This window comes from Balneolaceae bacterium (assembly GCA_034521495.1).
Lineage (GTDB): Bacteria > Bacteroidota > Rhodothermia > Balneolales > Balneolaceae > Rhodohalobacter.
In genome coordinates, this window is sequence record JAXHMK010000010.1 from 517,562 (window position 1) to 536,623 (window position 19,062).

17 protein-coding genes are annotated in these 19,062 nt (G+C 41.0%); 10 read left to right on the top strand and 7 right to left on the bottom strand.

Going from position 1 to position 19,062, the window contains the following annotated elements; translation table 11 throughout:
* Positions 1–2: 2 nt before the first annotated feature.
* A complete protein-coding gene (locus U5K72_11125) occupies positions 3–998 on the top strand; it encodes a MoxR family ATPase (GenBank protein ID MDZ7719356.1) in 996 nt (331 codons plus the stop codon).
* A 12-nt stretch (positions 999–1,010) separates the two neighbouring features.
* Complete coding sequence (locus tag U5K72_11130) at positions 1,011–3,131, top strand: hypothetical protein (protein ID MDZ7719357.1); 2,121 nt, start codon at positions 1,011–1,013, stop codon at positions 3,129–3,131.
* A gap of 424 nt (positions 3,132–3,555) precedes the next feature.
* Here the strand turns inward: U5K72_11130 and U5K72_11135 are convergent, their stop codons facing one another.
* From U5K72_11135 to U5K72_11145, 3 genes are read right to left on the bottom strand one after another with little or no spacing between them, the layout of a single operon-like run.
* Positions 3,556–4,791, bottom strand: a complete 1,236-nt coding sequence (locus U5K72_11135) for a hypothetical protein (GenBank protein MDZ7719358.1) — start codon at positions 4,789–4,791, stop codon at positions 3,556–3,558.
* Positions 4,788–5,249, bottom strand: coding sequence for a hypothetical protein (locus U5K72_11140; GenBank protein MDZ7719359.1), 462 nt, complete (start codon positions 5,247–5,249; stop codon positions 4,788–4,790). Before U5K72_11140 ends, U5K72_11135 begins: the two co-directional genes overlap by 4 nt.
* Before the next feature lie 58 nt (positions 5,250–5,307).
* Positions 5,308–5,859 (bottom strand): adenine phosphoribosyltransferase, encoded by a 552-nt coding sequence (locus U5K72_11145; protein MDZ7719360.1) that lies wholly within the window; start codon positions 5,857–5,859, stop codon positions 5,308–5,310.
* Between the two features lie 57 nt (positions 5,860–5,916).
* On the opposite strand from U5K72_11145, the gene tadA reads away from it, so the two are divergent.
* A complete protein-coding gene (gene tadA / locus U5K72_11150) occupies positions 5,917–6,378 on the top strand; it encodes a tRNA adenosine(34) deaminase TadA (protein ID MDZ7719361.1) in 462 nt (153 codons plus the stop codon).
* Between the two features lie 156 nt (positions 6,379–6,534).
* Here the strand turns inward: tadA and U5K72_11155 are convergent, their stop codons facing one another.
* Both U5K72_11155 and U5K72_11160 read right to left on the bottom strand, forming a co-directional pair.
* A complete protein-coding gene (locus U5K72_11155) occupies positions 6,535–8,121 on the bottom strand; it encodes an alpha/beta fold hydrolase (GenBank protein ID MDZ7719362.1) in 1,587 nt (528 codons plus the stop codon).
* 25 nt (positions 8,122–8,146) lie between these two features.
* On the bottom strand, positions 8,147–8,920 hold the full coding sequence (locus U5K72_11160; protein MDZ7719363.1) for a lysophospholipid acyltransferase family protein: 774 nt from the start codon (positions 8,918–8,920) through the stop codon (positions 8,147–8,149).
* 187 nt (positions 8,921–9,107) lie between these two features.
* Here U5K72_11160 and U5K72_11165 point away from each other — a divergent pair, with 187 nt between their 5' ends.
* The 5 genes from U5K72_11165 (at position 9,108) to U5K72_11185 (ending at position 13,603) form a co-directional block, all read left to right on the top strand.
* Complete coding sequence (locus tag U5K72_11165; GenBank protein MDZ7719364.1) at positions 9,108–9,917, top strand: alpha/beta hydrolase; 810 nt, start codon at positions 9,108–9,110, stop codon at positions 9,915–9,917.
* 276 nt (positions 9,918–10,193) lie between these two features.
* The gene (gene rpiB / locus U5K72_11170; protein MDZ7719365.1) at positions 10,194–10,634 is read left to right on the top strand and encodes a ribose 5-phosphate isomerase B; all 441 of its coding nucleotides are present in this window, start codon (positions 10,194–10,196) and stop codon (positions 10,632–10,634) included.
* Positions 10,635–10,641: 7 nt separating this feature from the next.
* Complete coding sequence (gene glyA / locus U5K72_11175; GenBank protein ID MDZ7719366.1) at positions 10,642–11,940, top strand: serine hydroxymethyltransferase; 1,299 nt, start codon at positions 10,642–10,644, stop codon at positions 11,938–11,940.
* A 134-nt stretch (positions 11,941–12,074) separates the two neighbouring features.
* Entirely contained in the window at positions 12,075–12,935 is an 861-nt protein-coding gene (tatC, locus tag U5K72_11180) for a twin-arginine translocase subunit TatC (GenBank protein ID MDZ7719367.1), read from the top strand.
* A gap of 119 nt (positions 12,936–13,054) precedes the next feature.
* Complete coding sequence (locus U5K72_11185) at positions 13,055–13,603, top strand: FKBP-type peptidyl-prolyl cis-trans isomerase (GenBank protein ID MDZ7719368.1); 549 nt, start codon at positions 13,055–13,057, stop codon at positions 13,601–13,603.
* On the opposite strand, the gene alr is transcribed toward U5K72_11185, so the two are convergent.
* Together alr and U5K72_11195 are read right to left on the bottom strand one after the other, a co-directional pair.
* Positions 13,593–14,666 (bottom strand): alanine racemase, encoded by a 1,074-nt coding sequence (alr, locus tag U5K72_11190; GenBank protein ID MDZ7719369.1) that lies wholly within the window; start codon positions 14,664–14,666, stop codon positions 13,593–13,595. The two genes, U5K72_11185 and alr, sit on opposite strands and share 11 nt — an antisense overlap.
* Positions 14,663–16,270, bottom strand: coding sequence for an NAD(P)/FAD-dependent oxidoreductase (locus U5K72_11195; GenBank protein MDZ7719370.1), 1,608 nt, complete (start codon positions 16,268–16,270; stop codon positions 14,663–14,665). Before U5K72_11195 ends, alr begins: the two co-directional genes overlap by 4 nt.
* Positions 16,271–16,383: 113 nt before the next feature.
* Here U5K72_11195 and sppA point away from each other — a divergent pair, with 113 nt between their 5' ends.
* Positions 16,384–18,168: a signal peptide peptidase SppA gene (sppA, locus tag U5K72_11200; protein ID MDZ7719371.1), complete on the top strand. Its 1,785-nt coding sequence runs from the start codon at positions 16,384–16,386 to the stop codon at positions 18,166–18,168.
* A 5-nt stretch (positions 18,169–18,173) separates the two neighbouring features.
* Complete coding sequence (locus tag U5K72_11205; GenBank protein MDZ7719372.1) at positions 18,174–19,019, top strand: MBL fold metallo-hydrolase; 846 nt, start codon at positions 18,174–18,176, stop codon at positions 19,017–19,019.
* The last annotated feature ends 43 nt before the right edge of the window (positions 19,020–19,062 follow it).

Below are 19,062 nucleotides of genomic sequence, written 5' to 3' on the forward strand. Positions count from 1 at the left end.
ATATGCAGCATTCAATTCCAGAAGCACCAGAAGAAGCCGCTCAATTTTTCAGTGATTCATTTTCAAACATCAAAAAAGAGATTGCCAAAACCGTAGTTGGACAGAAAGATGTGGTCGACCAACTTCTTATTTCTCTTTTCTCCCGCGGACACTGTGTACTGATAGGTGTACCCGGATTGGCGAAGACACTTCTGATCCAAACTCTTGCTGAAACATTAAACCTCTCTTTTAACCGAATTCAATTTACCCCCGATTTGATGCCCGGTGATATTACCGGAACGGAAGTCATTGAGGATGATAAAGAAACCGGCCGAAAAGCATTTAAATTTATAAAAGGCCCTATTTTTGCAAACATTGTTCTGGCTGATGAGATCAACCGGACTCCCCCAAAAACACAAGCCGCATTACTTGAGGGCATGCAGGAATATAATGTTACCGCCTCAGGCCAAACCTTTAATCTCGACCGGCCATTTTTTGTATTAGCTACTCAGAACCCGATTGAGCAGGAAGGAACCTACCCCCTGCCCGAAGCCCAGCTCGACCGGTTTATGTTCAACATCTGGCTGGATTATCCATTGTTTGATGAAGAGAAACAGATTGTTAATCAAACCACTGCTCCGAGAGATGTGAATATTGAATCCGTTCTCGAAAAAGACCAGATTATTGATATTCAGAATCTTGTTCGGGAAGTACCTCTCCCCGATCATGTTCTGGATAAAACTGTAAAGCTGGTTACGCAATCTCGCCCTAATACGGAGCACAGTCCCGAATTTGTAAATAAATATCTGAGCTGGGGTGCCGGACCGAGAGCGTCTCAATATCTTGCTTTAGGAGCAAAAACAAGAGCGCTGTCTAAAGGGCGATACAACGTGGAGATGGAAGATATCGAAGCTCTCGCCGTTCCCGTTTTGCGCCACAGAATTGTTACCAATTACGCCGCCGAAGCAGAAGGATTATCAACGGTTGACATTATACATAAACTGTTGAAAAACATTTAAAATCGGAACTCTATGAACGTTGCGTTTATCCAGGGTTTTAGTCCGGTTCTGCCGATTTTTCTTATCATACTCCTCGCAATTACCTCCCTTTTCTTCTCGTGGTGGAGTTATAAGCATATTCAAACAATCGCAGATTTCAAGAAGTATTCACTTATTTCTCTTCGTGCCTCTTCACTTTTTATTCTGCTTTTTCTTTTGCTGAATCCATTTTTTGTCAGAGAGAATACGGATTCCGAACAACCCACAATTGCTGTTTTCCTCGATGACACCCAAAGTATGACAGTTGAACGGGGCGATTATTCCGGGTTAGCCTCGTATAATGAAATTCTTACTCAATTTCGCAGTGCTGAATCTGACAATTTTGACTACGAATATTTCTTGTTTGATGATGAGGTTACCACCGGGGAAGATCTGAACGGAAATGGATTTCGAACAAACCTTAACTCCCTGGTTGATTACATCCGGGAGCGTGAAACCGATTATCGCGCATCCATTATTTTTTCTGATGGCATCATCACTAACGGACGGAATCCGGTTTTTGCTGCACAAAATTTATCGATTCCTCTTATAACCATTCCCATCGGTGACACTACAGATGTACAGGATATTGCCATTACAAATGTGGATTATATTCAAACCGTCTATACTCAAACCAGGCAAACTTTCACTGCCGAAATACAACAAGAAGGGTTTGAAGGGGACGAAACAACCATTCAACTATTTAGAGATGGCGAATTGGTTGAAACCCGGAATCTCACATTCACCGCTCAAACAAGCAGCCAAACGGTAGAATTTGAACAGGAATTTACAGAAACCGGTTTCTTCGACTTTGAAATCCGGGTCCCCGTTAAAGATGAAGAGTTTACAGACCAGAACAACAACTACCCGTTTACAGTCGAAGTACTGGAAGACAAAACAAATATTCTCTCACTTGCTTTTGATGTACATCCTGATGTCGGTTCAATACGGCGGATAATCGGCACAGATCAACAAAATGAGCTATTCAGTTCAACCTATTTGGGAAATAATCGTTTTGTGGGACAAAATCCCCAAGAGATAGATGAACAGATGGACCTGATTGTGCTGCATGGACTTCCCTCGATAGGATCTCCTCTTTTTGAATGGATACAGAATCAACAAACACCCCTGCTGTATATCGCTACTCCAAATACTTTCCAGATTCTTCGAAGCTCTGATATTACAGAATTGACCGCTTTTTATATGACAAATATTGGCTTTCAGAAGATTGATATTCAGCTTGAGCCGTTTCAAACATCCGTTTCCCATCCAATCCTGGAGATACCACAGACTGGCCTTCAAAGATTTCCAACGCTGAGTACGTATCGTGGCAGCTATCAAACCTCTTCTCTTTCTCAAACTCTTTTGACTGGTACATTCAGAGGAATGGAGACTGAAATTCCAATTTTAATTTCAGAGGATGCAGCCACTCACAGAAGAGCATCTCTTTCGGCTTTTGGATGGTACAGGTTTGAGCAGAGTCTGAACCCGGATACCCGTCAGTTTTTTGAACTACTGATAACAAATCTCGTTTCCTGGACATCTACTTCTCCTGACCGGGAAAATTTAACTATTCAGCCTGCCAAGACTGTTTTTTCTGAAAATGAATCTATTGAACTCCAGGCAACTCTGTTTAATGAACGCGGCGAACCAGAACCAGATGCAGTGATTGAAGTGGAAGTTATTTTTGGGCAGGCTCAGGAAGAAAGAACTGTTTTTAGAATGACCCATCGCCAAAACGAATCCTACTATGCTGATATTGGTAACTACCCGCAGGGAATTTACCGTGTAGAAGCAACAGCTACAAAAAACAACAGAACTATTGGAACGGCTGAAACAAGAGTTCGCGTCAGTCAATCATCTGCTGAATTTTTGAACACAAAACGAAATGATGCTCTGTTGAACCGTCTCGCTGAATTTACCCAGGGTTTATTCCTGGCTGATTACGACATGAATCGTTTGAATGATTTTTTACAGGAAAGCGGCAGTATTCAATCCCGGGAAAATGTTACCGAAGAGATTGAATACCTGTATCATTCATCGTTATGGTTCTTTATAGTATTGCTTCTTCTCTCAGCTGAGTGGTTGTTGCGCAGATCGGTATCTCTCCCATAAAAAAAGCCATCCCGTAAAACCGGGACGGCTTGAATAGAACTAAAGTAACGTCAGTTCGACATAAGAAGTTGGCAAAAGAGTTTCCCCTCCTTCGGTACATGTTTAGCGGTTTGAGTCAAACAACCTGACAGAGCACCGTGCTTTTCGGTTCCTGTCAGAGTTGTGGGATAAGGCATTCCCCTCGAAAACCGACCCACGCGACTCTGGCAGGAGCTATCGCACTCTGCCAGGGCGCTAAACAGATACCTCCTTCGTAAGGACGGGCTGGAGGTGGTTCTCGTTCATTACAAATGATTTTAAGTTACAAAAATGGAACCTGATTTCGTTTAAACCTCCCCTAAATCCCCTCCTTAGAAAAAGAGGAGACATCTTCGTGGCTATTTTGAATGCCTTATCTCGAACTCACGATAAAGTTTATGTTTTATCAGGCTTTTGACCCTGAGCCAGATTTTCTTGTCAGCAGCAGTACAACCAACCCGATAATGACGGCAACACTCACAATTAACAGAATGAATGTGAGGTTTGAAGTGGGGGTAGCCTCATCCCGCCAGTTATCCAGTTTTATATCAATAGCGGTAATTTGAGCCTGGCTCAGAATATCGCCTTCAATAAACATTTCACCCCATTCGGCTTTAACAGTATCATTCCAAAATGAGTTGAAATTGCGATAGATCTGGTAATCTTCCTCACTATTTGCTCCTACACTTGTTTCAAATGCACTGTCCAGATAGCTGTGGATTGCTTCATTAAACTCATCAGAGGAACTGAATTCCGTAAGCTGTATTCCATTTTCTCTGAATGCATTTTGAAGCGAAGCCCAAAGATTTGTATTGATTGAATTTTGCCAGTTAGATAACAGTTGTTCAATATTTTCTCGCGCCTGGTCAGAATTTTCAGGAGAAAAAATAGATGTAAGGCGCTCTCCTATTTCGTTCCATACTTCAACAAAGTAACCGTGTTGCGCTCTCATTGAAACAAAATCCGGGGTTTGTAAGCCCTCTGCTTCTTCCATCATTGTGATGTACTCATTAATCACATTCTGGATTACATCAACAGGATTTTCTTCCAGTCTGCCGGCAGCTTCCGAAATTTCCTGTCTCTGAGCCCGGTCCATCGACTGATACTTCGACAGCAAATCACCCAAAAAGTTAGATACAAAAAGATTTCTCTCCTCGATATTTTCCCTGTATTGCCGAATTAATGCAGCTTGTCTCGCTTCATTCTGGGTTGATTCCTCAATCTTCTGTTGCAGATCTGCTGTTTCCTGGTTCATCGCCTCGAGGCGGGATCTGAAATTGTCAATCTCATTCTCAAGATTTGAGATCTGTTCATTCAATTCTTCAATAGTTGAAACTTTTTCTACTGCTTCAGCATGATTATTTCGAAGTGTTGAAATGGCATCTTGAAAAGTCTGGGGATAGAGAGAAGCATTTATAATATCAGAATATTCCTGATAATCAGATTCCAGGTTATTGATCGCCTCCTCAATCTCAGAGAGTGCCTCCGTTGTTCCGGCCTGATCAATTCTCTGAAGCAATTCGCTGTACTCAGTTTCAAAATCCTGCTGAATTTGGTAATCAGACTGTTGTGCAATGGCTGAAATTCCCGTGAATAGGGTCAGTAATACAAATAGAGATACCTGTTTTATTAATGTATTCATTCTGTTTCCTCCTCTAAAATTCCTTCTTCATTTAACCTGTAGCTTTCTCCGTCCGACAGATCAATCAGTTCTATGTAGTCGGTACGTTGATTAAAGGCGGGTTCTTGTAAGGGATTCTCTGTAAACTCAATTGTATGTTCAAGTTCCAATACACCCTGGCCCGGAGCAAATACGTAGACATTTTGAAAGTCATTTGCTGTCACAAAATAGTAACCGGCGGTATTTCGGATTAAACGGATCTCGTTTACAGATTCCCTCCCTTCAGTCTCAAGAATAGGGGAAACTGAAAACTTAATGGCATAGCGCTGATCATGTACAACATTCTCGCCGTTAGGTGTAAGAACGCTCTCCAGCGGCTGTGAATAATCAACGTTTTGAATGACCAACGAAGAACCGCAAGAAACTGTGCCGATCATAAGTGTACACAGTAAAATTGCATGTAGTGTTGATTTAATCATGGTATTTGTTGGATTAAGGTTTCAAATGCTTAGATGTTTAAAATATATTTTTGTTCCATCATACAGATAGGAGTGAAAAACAGGGTGCGTCATTCTCAAGTTTTGTATGTCCTTCAAGTGCGTCAATTTCCATAACGAACGAGTATCCTATAATCTCTCCACCCAATTTTTTTATCAAATCAGTAGCGGCTTTAGCACTTCCGCCGGTGGCTATTAAATCATCGTGAATTAATACTTTAGCACCGGGTTTAATGGCATCACTGTGAATCTCCAGGGAATCGGTGCCGTACTCCAATTCATAATTAATCTCTTCTGTATCTGCGGGAAGTTTCCCCGGTTTCCTGATGGGAATAAAACCGGCATGCAGATCTTGTGCTAAATTCGTACCAAACAAAAAACCGCGGGATTCAAGTCCGGCTACATGATCAATTTTTAGCCCCCTAAATGGCTTAGCAAGAAGCATTGATGTAAGTTCAAGAAGATAGGTATCATTCAGAAGTGGCGTAATATCTTTAAAGATGATTCCCGGTTTTGGAAAATCCTTAACTGAGCGAATATTATCCAACAATAATGATTTTATAGACTGTTCAACATCCGTAAATTCTGCCATCGAATATATTTGGTTATCAAGCTTGATTAATAATTAACTTAACACTTTTCTGGTCGAATGTTTAACGGAAAAAATATCCATCAAAATTATATGATGCAGGCTTTTAAACAAGCCGAAATTGCATTTGAGAAAAAAGAAGTACCCGTTGGAGCCGTTGTGGTACATGAAAACAGGATTATTGGGAGAGGTTATAACCAGGTAGAAATGCTGCAAGATTCGTCAGCCCATGCAGAAATGATTGCGGTATCGGCTGCCTGTTCCACTCTTCAAAACAAGTATCTTGAAGATTGCACATTGTATGTAACCCTTGAACCCTGCCCGATGTGTGCGGGTGCACTCGTGTGGAGTAAAATAAAACGGATTGTTTTTGGTACTATTGATGAAACTGCCGGCTCTTGTGGTTCTGTGTTTAACATCTCATCAAATAAAAAACTAAACCACAGCATTGAGGTGATCCAGGGAGTCATGGAAGCTGATTGTAAATATCTGTTGCAAGAGTTTTTTAAGTCAAAGAGATAGACCGTGTTTCTATTTTGACATGATGTCACTGAAATAACCAATACTCACAGACTTCCGAAGTCTTTCGGAAGAATTTGAAAGCTCCGGCTATTGAATCGAATGGTTAACTTTAGCAAAGATTACAAGAGATTTCGGAAGTCTCTTGTCAATTCAAAATCACTTCTCCCCAAAATACCTCTCTCTAAACCGGCTAAACTTAACCATTACTTTCCGCCTTCCTGTTGGGGTTGATACAAGTGTAACTCCTTTCACAACGATGTAAACCATTCCTAAAATTATTGGTATAAGCCAAAGAGCGTAATCCTGATAAGATGTGAGGTAGGAGATCATCGGCTGGCCAACAAGGGCTGATACCCACACCAGTAACGGTGCCCAAATAATCATCGCCAGGATAAAATAGAAGAGAAAAAAACTGAATTTAACGCTTATCATCCCTGAAACCAGGTAAACCGGCAATCGAGTACCGGGCAGGAAACGAGTAGCAAAAATAATCTCAACACCTCTCATACGATACATCTGTTCGGCTTTTACAATATCCTCTTGTTTGATGAACCATCGGAATGGAATCCATTTTAAAATAGGATTGCCAATATATCTTCCAAGAGCGTAGAGTATTACATCAGGAATCAAAACGCCAAGACATGCTGCCAGAACAGCGAACCAAAAATCTATAATACCACTGGCTACCAGTAGTCCCCCGGCAATGCATGCCAGATCTTCGCTGAAAATGGCAATCATAATAATCAAAAACATAATAATGACCAGCGTCCATCCCCCGATCGTTTCAAAGTTTTCAGTATCAAATGGGGCCCTGGAATCCTCTACCCTGCTTTTTTCAGCATTCTGACGGGTTTTTGCAAAATTTTGATCGACTCTTGAAATAAATTCTGTAATACTCGAATCCAGTAACGACGGATTTTCCTTTGTTGTGAGGTGATCTCCATCAATTACAAACAGTGAGCTATGCGGCACCAGCCTGTAGATCTCCTCCGCAATGGCCAATGAGACATACCGATCATCTACGGGCTGAATGATATGGACAGGCATTTCAATATTACTCAGCTGTTCACGAACGGGTCGCTGATCAAGAGCTGTAAGGGTTTTTGCAAAATCAAAATTAACAGGTTGCTCATAATACCAGCCCATATGCGGAATCAAATATTTGAAGACCGTAACTGCCGGGTAAAGCATGGAATAAAGAGAACGGTTTGTCAGATGGTTTCCAAGAAATTGCAGCTCCTGCGGTCCATAAGAAGAGATCAATGTCAAGCTTTGGAATCGATTAGTTGTTTCTTCAGATGCAAGATTGATCCCAATCAGACCTCCATAACCATGCCCAACCAAGTGGACATTTTGTACATTCAGGGAATCTAATAAAACATTAACGTAATCTGAGCGGCTTTCAACTGAATAGGGAATAGATCGATCAGAAGTTGTTGATGTAGGAAACTCAGGAATAATCACATTGACTGAATCCTGTAGCTCCCGGGCCAGTGGTATGAGGAATTCCGCCCCCCCAAACAGATCCGGAAGAAGTACCAATGTCTGCTCCTTACTCTTTCTGTCCAGTGAATAATATGAATGACTAATCTGCTTACCTGATACTTCTATATTCTTCTCTTTCTGGTACAGGTTGGGTTTATCTGACGTGGGAAAGAAATATTGTACACACCATGAGAGAAGCAGCGCCCCCACATAAAGAATTGCAATAATTTTCAGTGACTTGGTAAGATTGTGCGCCAATGGATGATAATATTATTTTAGATAATTAATCTAACATATTGATGTTCATCGGAATAAACATTTTTTCAGCTTCTTTTTGAAGATCTCCTGCCAATTCTTTTCTGTCGTCATTTTTTAGACTTTTCCTTCCAAAAGTTACGGTAGCCGTAATGGATCTGTTAGAAGCCAACCCGATGAAGTGTTTCATCAAACTCACATCCTGCCACCATGAAACCGTATCGCGTGCAGGTGGATCATTTTTACCTGTTTCATAGCGGATAACAGCATAATGAACATCAAAAGCTGCTTCCACAGGATGCTGAAGCAGAGAAGGCCTGAATGGCTTAATCTCATCACCGGGTGACGTTCGGCCCTCCGGAAAAAGAACTACTCCCTGATGTTCATTAATTTTATCTGCTATCATCGAATTCACTCTGTGAACATCTCTTTTCCGTGATCTGTCAATAAAGATAATTCCGAGTGTTCTGGCCATAAATCCTAAAACCGGCCAATATTTAATTTCTGATTTGGCCACAAACGTTGTTTTCAATGCATAGTAGTATACAGGAATATCAATATAACTTAAATGGTTGCTCACCAGGAAAAAAGGTGGTTCGGGCGGAGTTCCTTCAATTTCTATCTTCGCACCAAGACATTTCATTGAGTGTAATCCCCAAAATTTTAAACACCGATTTCGCCATGGCTCATATTTTTTACCGAATAGCTTGGCAACAATCAAACCAACTGCAAAAAAGATGTAGTTTCCAACAGTGAATACGATGAATATGAAAATCTTAATAACTGCTATACTTTTCCTCATGGCACATTTTTTTTAGTCCAATTGTCAAGATATAAAAGAAATTGAATTACTTCTTTACCATTTGATTTCGTGTTGTGTGGAGGTTGATCAGTGCTTTTTGTACATATTCAATCTCTCCGAATCATTTTCGTATATTTTTTCGTTATCAATTATGATATAGTCAATCTTGAGGCAATTCTTAAACCGAATGCTTTACACAAAAACATATTTAAACTCTCCCGATAAAGATTGGGTAGTATTTATTCATGGAGCCGGTGGTTCATCTGCCATCTGGTTCCGACAGGTAAAAGCCTATCGTGAGGAGTTTAATGTTCTCCTGGTAGATCTTCGCGGCCATGGAAAATCTAAAGAGATGAGCTCAATACAGGCTCACTATAAAGAGAAGTACACCTTCAAAACAGTCAGTAAGGATGTTATTAAAACCCTGAACACCAATAATATTGAAAAAGCCCATTTTGTAGGTGTTTCTCTCGGAACCATTATTATTCGAACCATTGCAGAAATGGAACCCGACCGGGTGATATCATCCGTAATGTGCGGAGCCATAACGCGGCTGAATATCCGCTCCAGGATCCTTGTCTGGCTGGGACACACGTTTAAAAAAATTGTGCCATTTATGTGGTTATACCAGCTATTTGCGTGGATTATTATGCCCAAAAAGAACCACGAAGAGTCCAGGAGTCTATTTGTACAGGAAGCAAAAAACCTGGCAAGAAAAGAGTTTCTCAAGTGGTTTCGGCTTACCTATGATATAAATCCACTACTGCGATATTTTAAGGAGCGAGAGATGGACACTCCGACTTTGTATGTGATGGGCGAAGAAGATCATATGTTTTTGCCCCCTGTTAAAAAGATGATTCAAGATTTTGACCACTCCTACCTTGTGGTTGTGAAGGGAAGCGGCCATGTTGTGAATGTTGAACGCCCGGAAGAGTTTAATGAAGTCTCTATGGAGTTCCTGATGAACCACAAAAGATATCTTCAGCAAACGGCTTGATAATCCTATCACAAAAATTTTGATGTCTACCAATAAGGTTTTATTACTATCGAATACCCGTCTTCGATTTTACAAATTCGGCAGATGAACTGGATTCAGCAGCCGATGCACTCTTCGCCTGCCGATTGGGTTTTTCGGCTGGTGAATATTTTGACTGCCTTAAACAAATTCCAATTATACAATCCTGAATTTTGTTCTAAATAAAGCATAAAGTGGCTTTCCCGTCACTGTTTTTTTCAGGATATTTAATGACTCCTTAAATAAAACCAAAGTATTATGATTGTGCCGATTGCCAGTGATCATGCCGGGTTTAAAGCCAAAGAGATCACAAAGAAACTGCTCAAAGAGATGGGACATATGCCTGTCGATTTTGGAACACATTCTGAGGATTCTGTGGATTATCCTGATTTTGCCATCCAGGTGGCGGAAAAAATTAACTCCGGCGAACACGAAATCGGTATTCTAATCTGCGGCAGCGGACAGGGAATGTGCATGACAGCTAACAAATACCCAAAAGTTCGGGGAGCTTTGGTTTATTCCCCCGAAGTTGCTAAAATCACGCGGACTCATAATGATGCCAATATCCTCTGCTTACCGGGCAGGCAATTAAACGCCGATCAGATTAAAGAAATTCTTGAAAGCTGGTTTTCTTCTGATTTTGACGGCGGCCGACATGAACGCAGGATTAATAAAATTCAATCACTAACCGATCAATAATTATTATATGAGCGTATTGAAAAGTCAGGACCCTGAACTGTACAAATACATAGAACAGGAAACAGAAAGAGAGAACAATAATTTTGAGCTGATCGCCTCAGAAAATTTTGTATCCAGGGCAACTATTGCTGCAATGGGAACCGTTCTGACGAACAAGTATGCAGAGGGATATCCGGGCAAAAGATATTATGGCGGTTGCGAACATGTTGATAAAATTGAAGACCTTGCCCGGGACAGAGCTAAAAAACTATTTGATGCCGATTGGGTAAATGTTCAACCCCATTCGGGTGCATCAGCCAATGCCGCAGTCTATTTAGCATTTATGAACCCCGGAGACACCTTGCTCGGACTGGATCTATCACACGGCGGACACCTGACTCACGGATCTCCCGTAAATTTTTCGGGGATCACGTATCACCCCGAATTTTATGGAGTTGAGGAAGACACCGGTCGTATTGATCTCGATAAAGTCCGCGACAAAGCCAAAAAAGTTCAGCCAAAAATGATCTCCATCGGTGCCAGTGCCTACCCCCGGGACTTTGATTACCAGGCATTTCGTGACATTGCCGATGAAGTAGGCGCTTTCTTATGGATGGATATGGCACACACTGCGGGACTGATTGCTACAGGACTTCTGAACGATCCTCTCCCCCACACCGATGTCATTACCACAACAACGCATAAAACTTTGCGTGGTCCGCGTGGCGGAATGATTCTTCTCGGGAACGACGGAGAAAACAAACTGGGCGTTAAAGCCAGAAAATCCGGTCGTGTAAAGAACACGAGTGAGGTATTAGACTCAGCAGTTTTCCCCGGTTCACAAGGCGGCCCTTTAATGCATGTGATTGCCGCGAAAGCTGTTGCCTTTGGAGAAGCGCTCAAGCCGGAGTTCTCAACCTATCAAAAACAGGTTCAAAAAAATGCCAAACATATGGCAGATGAGTTCAAAAATCGCGGGTACAATTTAGTAAGCGACGGAACAGATAATCACCTGATTTTGGTTGATTTGAGAAATAAAGATTTGACGGGTAAAATTGCTGAAGAATCGTTAGACCAAGCCGGAATTACCGTAAATAAAAATATGGTTCCTTTTGATACAGAAAGCCCCTTCGTTACATCCGGAATTCGTTTGGGAACCCCCGCACTCACAACAAGAGGTTTCAAAGAAGATCAATTTACAGAAGTGGTTCGTTTGATTGATACTGTACTTCAAAATCCAAATGATGAATCGACGTTAAACTCGGTTAAAGGTCAAGTACAGGAAATCTGTGCAGAATTTCCACTTTATGATTTCGTTGAGGCCTAAGTTACATTTCAGAAAATTTGTTAGCGGTTTATTGCTACTTATTTGATAACTTTCAACGCTTAAAGACACTCTTTTAAGTCTACGATGATAAAAGTAATATGTCAGTTTATTGGTTTAGAGCAGGGTTAGGATAAATGAGCGATTCTACAGATAGTTCCAAAAGAAGTATAATGGGTTCCATCCTTCCAAAAGCCAAACCCCCACAAAAAGATCCGACAGCAGCTATGTCTTTTTTAGACCACCTTGAAGAGTTACGTTGGAGAATTCTAAAGGGTTTAGCCGGGGTATTTGGCGGCGTTATTATAGCTTTCATTTTTTCGGATTTCTTTATCAACGAATTTATTCTTGGGCCGGCTAAAGAAACCTTCTTCATGTACCAAATAATGCCGATTGATGCGGTTCCCCTTGAATTGATTTCAAGACGGCTGCCCGGCCAGTTTTTTACATATTGGGGTACGTTAATCATTATAGGTGGTATTATTGGTGCGCCCTTTTTTATCTATCAAATGTGGGCGTTTATTGAGCCTGCACTTGAATCCGGTGAAAAAATTAAAACCTTCCTGAATTCATTATTCATCACATTCTTTTTCTTTCTTGGCGTATCATTTGGATACCTGATATTGGTTCCCTTTGCCGTTCAGTTTTTTACACAATTTGTGATTGCAGATTTTATTAACAACGAATTTGATATTAATGAATACTTTACATCCGTAGCAGTTTGGACTCTGGCCTGTGGTGTTATTTTCCAGGTTCCGGTTATTAGTTGGTTCCTCTCAAAAATTGGACTTGTTACACCTGAAGGGATGAAAAAATTCCGCCGTCATGCTATTGTTGGTGCCCTGGCTCTTTCTGCTTTTTTAACACCACCAGACCCGGTATCCCAGGTAATGATTGCAATCCCTCTTATTTTATTATACCAACTTTCTATACTGCTTAGCAGAATTGCTACCAAAAAACGCAAGAAAGAGATGGAAGCTGCGTTTTCTAATCAGTAAATAAAAGTTTATACCATTTTAAAACACAATATTTCTGTTTAAACAGTCGTCAAATACCGCTATTTTATTGGCTTAATCAGGAATTGAATTCAAATGCTAACAAGTTTCTCATTTTTTTAATGATACAATCCAGACTATCAATTTTAGCACTCTTATCACTTCTGTTTGCACTGTTTATTTCCTGCGATACAGAAGATCCATTTTCAATTCCCCCGCCGGATTTTTCAACAGTACCTGAACCCTATGATACTGCAAACGTTGAATCCGTTGAACTGCGGGAAGGAGTAAAAGTCTATATCCTTGACGAAGGATATGGTGAGTTCAGTGTATCACCAAGAGATCAGGTGTCCGTTTTTATCAGTTTACGTACCGATGAGGGCAAGGTAATTTACAGTTCATTTTCAAGTGATCGAACGAACCCTGTTACGGTTACGATGAGCGTTGCCGGAGAAACCCAGCTGATTCAAAATTATAGACTTGAAATGGCCTATACACCTGGATTTAAAATAGGACTGCTTGGAATGAAAGAGGGAGAACGTCGAACAATTGTGGTGCCTCCGGAACAAGGATATCAAGGTCTTCGGGAAGGCCATCCTAATTATCAGTACAGGAATAATACTCTTATTTATGATGTAAGAGTTTCCGCTATCGGTCCGACTAAACGTTAATAAATTCTCTTTGTACTCTTTCCTGAATATTGGTCATAATTTCATGGACATTCGTATTTCCTTTATCAGCCCAGTCATGAGCTGTCCATGAATTTTTTCCCATCAGAATAGCTTCCTGGTCTGTTGTAATCTGATCCTGGCCCAAATAAACCATAATATAATCCATCGTTACGTTTCCTACTTGTGGGTACATATTATCGCCTATTCGTACCCGTAGTTTATTGCTGAGAGAACGAGGTACTCCGTCCCCATAACCAACAGGCAGTGTAGCAAGAAACCCATCTTCAGGGCATCTCCATGTCGAGGAGTAACTGACCACCTCTCCTTTTTTTATGGAACGAACCTGTGCGATAGTTGATCGCCATGTCAGCGCAGGAATCAACCAGTCGTGACGCGTAACCCCTGGATTATAGCCAAGCATCCCAAGCCCGGTTCGAATCATATCAAAGTGATCGAGTTCCCGGTAATTTGCAACAGCACCGGTATTACTCATATGTACCAACGGAACCTCTTTGAAATGCTCTAATATTTTTTTGAACCGATCATGTTGAGTTTTTACAAATTCAGAGCCGGGGTCATCGGATGTAGCATAGTGAGAATAAATCCCTGTACAAGTTAACCGCTGATTTGCCACGGCTAACTGTCGTACTTCTTCGGCTTGATTGGGTTTAAAGCCAAGGCGCCCCATTCCTGTATCAAAATTAATGTGATAGAAAGTTCCATCCATCAAAATGGAAAAGTGAGTTTGATGACTGATGGTTGCCGTTAAGTTATGTGTCTGATAAGCCGCCGCATTATTATAGGTAGGAACCCCAAGAATTAGAATCGGTTTTTTGATTCCTCCCATTCGAAGTTCAATTCCCTCATCAACATTAGCAACTGCCAGGTAATCCACCCTATTCTCGATATATGATGAAACCTTCACTGCATTATGACTGTAGGCATCACACTTTACAACTGCCAGTATTTTTTTGCCACCGGATCGTTCTTTAATAGATGATAGATTTTTTGTGATGGTTGAGAGGTCAATCTCAGCGGTAGAATTGGGAAAGTGAATTTTCAAAATGATACTCCAAAAAATTTCTTATTACGTTTATTCAAAATAACTTGAGCGGCGTTATATCCGGCTGCACCAAAAACTCCTCCTCCCGGATGGCAAGATGCACTCGATAAGAACAGATTTTCAATCGGAGTTTCGTATCGGCTCAGTTCAGGTGTAGGCCTGAACATAAACATTTGATCAAAATTCATCTCAACGTGCATCACATTTCCCCGAAGCAGTCCGTGTTTTCGCTCAATATCCAAAGGGCTTTGAATATACCAATCAATCAGCTTTCCTTTCATATTTGGGGCATATTTTTCTACCACCGAATAAATTTTTTCCGCTTCTCTTTCTCTGATCTCATCCCACTGCAGTCCATCAGCCAGTTCATACGGGTGCCACTGCGCCCAGGCAAACAGGGTATGATTTCCATCTTTGGCTACTTCAGGATCAATTTTGGAAAATGTCATTGCCAACACAGCGGGATCTTCAGGTGGTAACTTTTTCATATAGTCGCCAATTGCCCGGTTCATATACTCGGTGGATGGAGCCAAAAGCTGCATACCATTGTGAATGAGCGGATCATCAGGAGCGGCAGTATAATTTGGTAATTCTTCAACTGCACATCGAATTACCATGCCAAATCCATTGCCTACTTGTATATTTTCCACTTTTTTGAAGAGGGATGAATCCAGGTTTTCACGCCCAACCATTTTCAACATGGTAGTTTGTACGTGCGCGTTCGAGACAATCAGATCCGATTTAAAGTAGGTATCATCTTCTGTAATCACCCCGACTGCTTCTCCATCTTTGACATCTATCTTTTTTACAGGTTGATCCGTAAACACTTCACCTCCATGATCTTCAATCAGTTTTTTCATGGCCTGCGTTAACATTCCGCTTCCCCCCTTTGGGTGCTTAGCTCCGCTCTCGTGCAACATCGCCTGCCAGCCGGCAAAATCACCTGTAGCTGACTGATCCGGCAGCGGACCCGACTGAGCGGCAAACCAGGTTAATGCCGCTTTCATGTGCGGGCTTTCAAATGAGTCTTCAACCACTTTCCCATAACTTCCGAGGATTTTTTGGAGACCATCCATCTGCTCTCCCTTTTTGAACATGGAGCCATCTTTTAGCTGTCCTTTCAACATTTCGGTAACAATTTTTTTACCGGTTGGCGGATTCATAAAAGCCTTCAACACATGCCGGTTGATGCGCCCCCAAAAATCAACAAACTCTTTATAGTTCTTAACATCTTGGGGGGCTACTTTAGAAATTGAATCCAGGGTTTTGTCCAGATCTTTAAAAAAATGGATTACTCCCTTTCCATCCGGTACAGGGTAACTCATAAAGGGATCCAACTCGATATATTCCAATCCATATTTTGTTAATCCCAGCTCCTCTATAATTCCAGTCTGATGGATCATGATATGAACCGATGAACCGACATCCATTCGAAACCCATGAGGGTTTTCAGGTGATTTGAACATTGTTTCCGTGCAAACAGCACCTCCTATTGTATCCCGCCTCTCTAAAACTCCCACCTTGTAACCGTTTTTTGCCAAATAACAACCCGTGATAAGACCATTGTGTCCGGAGCCAATAATAATTGCATCAAATGATTTCATGGTGCGTATGGTTTAAAAGTTCGTGGAATGAATCTTACTTTTTAGTAAGTTCAGCAAACAAATCTAAACGGCTGGTCATTCGGTCACAAAATAACACTATTTAAGAATTAGCTATGCAATTTTTTAAAACTTTCCTGGCATCTGTACTGGGAACCCTCATTGCTTTACTGGTCATTTTTTTGATATTTCTTGCCATTTTGGCCAGCAGTTCATCCCAACCTGAACCTTATATCAGAACTAATACTGTTCTGAAAGTCGATCTCTCCGGCAGTATTCCCATGCAGATTCCATATGATCCTTTCCAGGAGTTATTGAATCCACAGATGATTAATATGGTATCTGTTACGGGATTAAAAGAAAACCTGAAAAAAGCCTCAGCCGATGATAACATTTCAGGTGTCTGGATTGAAACCAATAATGTAACTGCATCATGGGCAAATCTGGAAACCGTGTACCAAGACCTGCAGGAGTTTAAAGAGAGTGGAAAGTTCATCTATTTTAGTACGGATGATATCGGCATGAATGAAAAAGCCTATTTTCTGGCAACAGCAGCAGACAGCATATTCTCACCACCCGAAACACTTTTTCAATTCGGTGGGTTTACGGCACAACTTACATTTTACAGAGAACTACTTGATAAAATTGGCATTGAACCTGAGATGCTGCGTGCCGGCCGATATAAATCAGCGGTTGAACCCTATCTGAACAGATCAAGTTCACCGGAATATCGAGAACAGATCAATGATATTCTTGAATCCTATTCGGGTACATTTGTTGATGCTGTCAGTAATAGAATTGGAAAAACGCCCGCCGAAATTAACGCCATGTTAAATACACCGCCAATCAACCGGTTACAATTTGCGGTGGAAAATGGTTTGATAGATTCCCTGGCATATAGCGATCAGGTAGTAAATATTATCAAACAGCGGATTGGTATTGAATCCGAAGAAGATCTTAAAACTGTAGATTATGGCAGGTATAGCAGGGTTTCAAAAAGCAGTGCAGGTGTCGAAACTACAGAAACATCAAATAAGATAGCTGTTATCTATACTTCTGGAATGATACTTCCTGAGATTGCAGAATCACCTTTTAATACAAATTCAGGAATCACTGCAGGCAAGTTTAAAGAACAGTTGGACGACGCTATCGAGGATGATGATATCAAATCTATTGTTCTTCATATCAATAGTCCGGGAGGAGCTGCCACTACTTCGGATATTTTGTGGCATTATGTGAAACAGGCTTCCGGGAAAAAGCCGGTCATTGCTTCCATGGGCTCGGTTGCAGCTTCAGGTGGATATTATATGGCAATGGGTGCTGACACTGTACTTGCGAATCCAAATACCATTACAGGTTCTATTGGAGTAGCAAATATGCTCTTTAATTACCAGGAGTTAATGGAAGAGAATATTGGTATCAACTATGAGACTTTAAAAACTCACGAATATGCCGATCTTTTTGATCTCACTTCTCCGCTTTCAGATGACGAACAGGCCATATTTGAAGCAAATATTGAAAGCAGTTATAACACATTTTTAAGAGTAGTTGCAGAAAACCGGGGCATGTCGATTGAGCAAGTTGATTCAATAGCACAGGGTCGTGTATATTCTGGTGATGCAGCACTTGAAGTTGGATTGGTTGATGCAATTGGCGACATTGACGACGCTTTGAGAATTGCTGCTGAAATGGCGGAAATTGATGATTATAAGATCGAAACATATCCTAAGAAGAAGGATATTTTTGAAGCCTTTTTTGGGGGAGCTAATACCCAGTTGAAAAACTGGATGTTTGGATGGATACCACGTGAGACGCAATCAAATATGAATGATATAAACAATCTTCTCAATCAAAAAGGAATTCAACACTGGACGATACTGCCCTATAAAATTGACTCCTGAGGAATATGAATATCGGAGATTTTACGATTGAACAGCTTAGCGAAGGTTTCTTTGAACTGTTCGAAGACGGATCATTCCAAAAAATGAAATCCTCTCGGCTGGACAATTTGAAAGACGATCCAAACATCGGAAAGTTTACATCCGCTATTGGTATTGATCCCCTTCTGATTCAAAAGAATGGAGTAAATATTTTGGTTGATCCCGGATTGGGATGGGGATTGGATTCCGGCAGTAAGTATAAGGACGCTTCGAACGTCGTAACTAATCTGGATATTTTTGAACTGACTCCGCAGGATATCGATATAGTAATCCTCACCCATCTGCATTTCGATCACGCTGCCGGAATCTCCTTTGTGTCAGAGGAATTAAAAACAGAGCCAACTTTTCCAAACGCAGAATATTTTGTTCATCAGGATGAATGGGACTATGCTCTAACACAGGTAAATAGTGATAATAAATTACCCGGAGCCGGTTATAAGTTAGATGAAATTTACAGGCTGGTAGCCCGGAAACAATGTACCTTTTTAAAAGAGGAAATTTATGAACCGGTTGAGGGAGTCTTTGCCATAAAAACAGGCGGCCACACCCCGGGACATATGATTGTTAAGCTAAAGAGTGAAAAGGAGACGGCTTATTTTATGGGCGATCTGATACCGACTGAGTATCATCTCAATCACTATTCTATGAGAGATATTGATGTAGATCCGCTTCAATCAAAGAAAGCAAAAACGCTACTCTTAAAACAGGCACTGAAGGAAAAGGCTCTCATGTTCTTTTATCATTCCCTTTTCAAAAAGTCAGGTCAGCTGTCAAGAGATCCTCAGAAGAAATATATTTTGGTCAATCCTTAGTACGCCGGACAGCTTGTCCGGCTCTTCGAATTGTAATTTTGAT